At 35.9% G+C, this 3,117-nt stretch carries 4 protein-coding genes and 1 pseudogene; 3 read left to right on the top strand and 2 right to left on the bottom strand.

What is annotated here, in order from left to right; translation table 11 throughout:
* The first annotated feature begins 70 nt into the window (after positions 1–70).
* Positions 71–701 (top strand): annotated as a pseudogene (locus HMPREF9088_RS10530) (IS6 family transposase).
* A gap of 64 nt (positions 702–765) precedes the next feature.
* Here the strand turns inward: HMPREF9088_RS10530 and HMPREF9088_RS10525 are convergent.
* Positions 766–1,317 carry a tyrosine-type recombinase/integrase gene (locus HMPREF9088_RS10525; RefSeq protein WP_002307628.1) on the bottom strand — a complete coding sequence of 184 codons (552 nt, stop codon included), beginning with the start codon at positions 1,315–1,317 and terminating at the stop codon, positions 766–768.
* A gap of 147 nt (positions 1,318–1,464) precedes the next feature.
* Entirely contained in the window at positions 1,465–1,821 is a 357-nt protein-coding gene (locus HMPREF9088_RS10520) for a transcriptional regulator (protein WP_245785543.1), read from the bottom strand.
* 153 nt (positions 1,822–1,974) lie between these two features.
* Here HMPREF9088_RS10520 and HMPREF9088_RS10515 point away from each other — a divergent pair, with 153 nt between their 5' ends.
* Positions 1,975–2,409 (top strand): RrF2 family transcriptional regulator, encoded by a 435-nt coding sequence (locus tag HMPREF9088_RS10515; RefSeq protein WP_005237713.1) that lies wholly within the window; start codon positions 1,975–1,977, stop codon positions 2,407–2,409.
* On the top strand, positions 2,406–3,117 hold a 712-nt coding region (locus HMPREF9088_RS10510; RefSeq protein ID WP_007209231.1), incomplete at its 3' end, for an FAD-dependent oxidoreductase. The genes HMPREF9088_RS10515 and HMPREF9088_RS10510, both read left to right, overlap by 4 nt.

The following is a 3,117-nucleotide window of genomic DNA, read 5'->3' as shown; positions in this document are numbered from 1 at the left end:
TGTAAGAAAAAAGGTTAGTGAGGCTTGAGAGATGAATCATTTTAAAGGCAAATAATTCCAACAAGACGTCATCATTGTCGCTGTTGGTTATTACCTACGTTACAATCTGAGCTATCGTGAAGTTCAGGAATTGCTTTATGACCGTGGAATAAATGTTTGTCACACTACGATTTATCGGTGGGTTCAAGAATACAGTAAAATCCTCTATCATCTCTGGAAAAGAAAAATAAACAGTCCTTCTATTCGTGGAAAATGGATGAAACCTATATCAAAATTAAGGGGCGTTGGCATTATCTCTATCGAGCGATTGATGCGGACGGTTTAACATTGGATATCTGGTTACGAAAGAAACGAGATACGCAAGCAGCCTATGCTTTCTTAAAGCGACTCCATAAACAGTTTGGTGAGCCGAAAGCAATTGTGACCGATAAAGCACCTTCTCTTGGCTCCGCCTTTAGAAAGTTACAGAGTGTGCTAAGACAGAGCACCGAACTGTGAAGTATCTGAACAATTTAATAGAACAAGACCATAGGCCAATTAAGCGACGGAATAAATTTTATCAAAGTCTCCGGACTGCCTCTTCCACGATTAAGGGCATGGAGACCATTCGAGGAATATATAAAAAGAACCGAAGAAATGGAACGCTATTCGGCTTTTCGGTGTCTACTGAAATCAAGGTATTATTGGGAATCCCAGCTTAAATCATAGATACCGTAAGGGATTTTATTCTTTATTTAAAACTTTGCAACAGAACCTATAATACAATCAAAAACCTAACCGAAAATTTAATAACGTTTCACTGATTTCATCTTCATTAATTCCGATGTAGCGTTTGGTAATCTTCTCGCTGCTGTGACCAAAGATTTCCATTAAGGTGGCCACGTCTTTGGTTTTCTTGTAATAGTGGTAACCAAAGGTTTTTCGTAGGGTGTGGGTGCCGATATCGTCCCTTCCTAACAGCTTCGCGACCTTTTGAAACATCTGGTAGACTGTATTGACTTCTAAATGGCCGCCCTTAGTACTGGGAAACAAGTAAGCCTCCGGATCTAAGGGTGCGGTATAGCCGTGAATCAAGTCCTGTAAGCTGCTTAAGTATAAAATGCGTGTTTTCCCTGTCTTTTGCTCCACGATGCGCGGGTTTTTTGAGGTAATCACGTCTTTTTTCTTGAGTTTGACGATGTCGGACATGCGCAGACCGCTGTTAATTCCAATTAGAAACAAGAAAACGTCACGTTCCGCATTTTTATTCCGTCGCAGGCAAAATAAAAAATCATTAATCTCCTGTTGCGACCGTAGTGGCTGAACATTATAGCCCATGACAATCCCTCCTTTTTAGTCTGTTCGAATACATGATTACAGTTATTATAACACGAAATCGTGTGTTTAGGGGGAGTAAAAAAAAGAACCCTATAGGGATAGGATTCTTGATACATGATTTTATAAAATTTCATGTATTAAGATGATTTAGAAAACCGACAGTACGCCATACATTAAGAAAAACTCAATAAGAGCTCCTACTATCGCCAAGCTAGATTTTTCTAAGTTCATTCTCTTCCTGTTTTGTGTTTTCAGATCATTTCTTACTTCTCTATTGTCCATATAATCTAAGATTTTTTTATAGGTTTTTAGATTTTCTTTATCTTGGATCTTTTGAAGTTTAATAGCAGCATTGACCATGATTACTATAAAAGTAACTGGCAAAATCAAAGAAAAATCGCCCCAGTATTTAAATAAGGATGCAGTAATGAGGGTTAAAACAAATGATCCTATAATAACCAACATTAATTGATTCATCTTAGCAATAGTTACTTCTCTTTTCATCTTATCGTCATCTCCTTTAATCAATTCGTCTAAGGAGATATTAAAATAATTGCTTAAAAGTAACAGATTTTGTAGATTTGGATAACTTTTAGGTGTATACTTAATTTAGATAAAGTAACTTTAAAAGTTACTTTTTAAAGAAGGTGAATAATTTTGAGTGAATTTACGATTGCAGTACATGGGTTGGTCTATTTAGGTCATAACAATTCAATTTTTACCAGTGAAGCATTAGCTGAGAACATTTGTACGAATCCAGTTCGTGTTCGCAGAGTTCTGGCAAAATGCCGAAAAAAAGGATTAGTTCAAACAAAAAAAGGTGTGCATGGCGGATACTTTCTAACCGATAATTTAGAAGCTATCACTTTAAAAAATGTTTATGAGGCGATAAAGATCCCAATTATCCAAAATACTTGGCATTCAGGTTATATCAATGAACAATGTATGATTTCGTCTGGTATGTCAGAAGCTATGGATGATCTTTATGATGAGCTGAATAAAGATGCAGTAGCAAAACTAGCAACTATTACATTAAAAGATATGGAAGTAAAATTATATGCAATACAAAATGAGAGGGGCACTAAAATATGAATGAGTACACTACAGACGTAGCCATTATTGGATTTGGTAAAGCAGGAAAAACATTAGCAGGTGCTTTAGCTAAAAAAGGAAAAACCGTCACTGTGATTGAAAAATCAGCTAAAATGTATGGTGGAACTTGTATTAATGTGGGATGCTTACCGACTAAATCGTTGACACATAGTGCAAAAATTATTGATCAATTATCAGAATTTGGCATTGAGCGAAATCCTGAGATTAACAACCAGTTTTTCAAACAAGCCATGGACTATAAAACTGAATTAGTAACCAAATTAAATAAAAAAAACTACCATAAAATTGCTGATTTAGATAACGTAACAGTCTTAGACGGTTTTGCTCACTTCAAAGATGACCATACTTTGTTAGTGGATACAGATACAGAAACGCTACAAGTTACGGCTGCTAATATCATTATTGGAACTGGATCTACGGCTGTTATTCCAGATTTTGAAAACAAGCAAAACAGTCCACACATCCACACAAGTGAAGAAATTTTAGAGCTAACAAATCTGCCAAAAAAACTAGGTATTATCGGAGCTGGTCCAATTGGATTAGAATTCGCTTCTTATTTTGCTGAATTTGGTTCTGAAGTAACCGTTTATCAATTCAATGACTCATTATTGCCACGTGAAGATAAGGATGACGCAGCAGCTATTTTGGAAAGATTAGAAGAATTAGGGGTAACTATTGAATTTAACG

Source organism: Enterococcus italicus DSM 15952, assembly GCF_000185365.1.
Taxonomy (GTDB): Bacteria; Bacillota; Bacilli; order Lactobacillales; family Enterococcaceae; genus Enterococcus_G; species Enterococcus_G italicus.
The sequence above is the reverse complement of the archived record's forward strand: the minus strand, read 5'-3'. Positions and strand labels throughout refer to the sequence as shown.

Excerpts from the sequence above, each read along its gene's own strand:
- HMPREF9088_RS10525 (WP_002307628.1), bottom strand. The coding sequence starts at position 1,317 with ATGGGCTATAATGTTCAGCCACTACGGTCGCAACAGGAGATTAATGAT.
- HMPREF9088_RS10520 (WP_245785543.1), bottom strand. The coding sequence starts at position 1,821 with ATGAAAAGAGAAGTAACTATTGCTAAGATGAATCAATTAATGTTGGTT.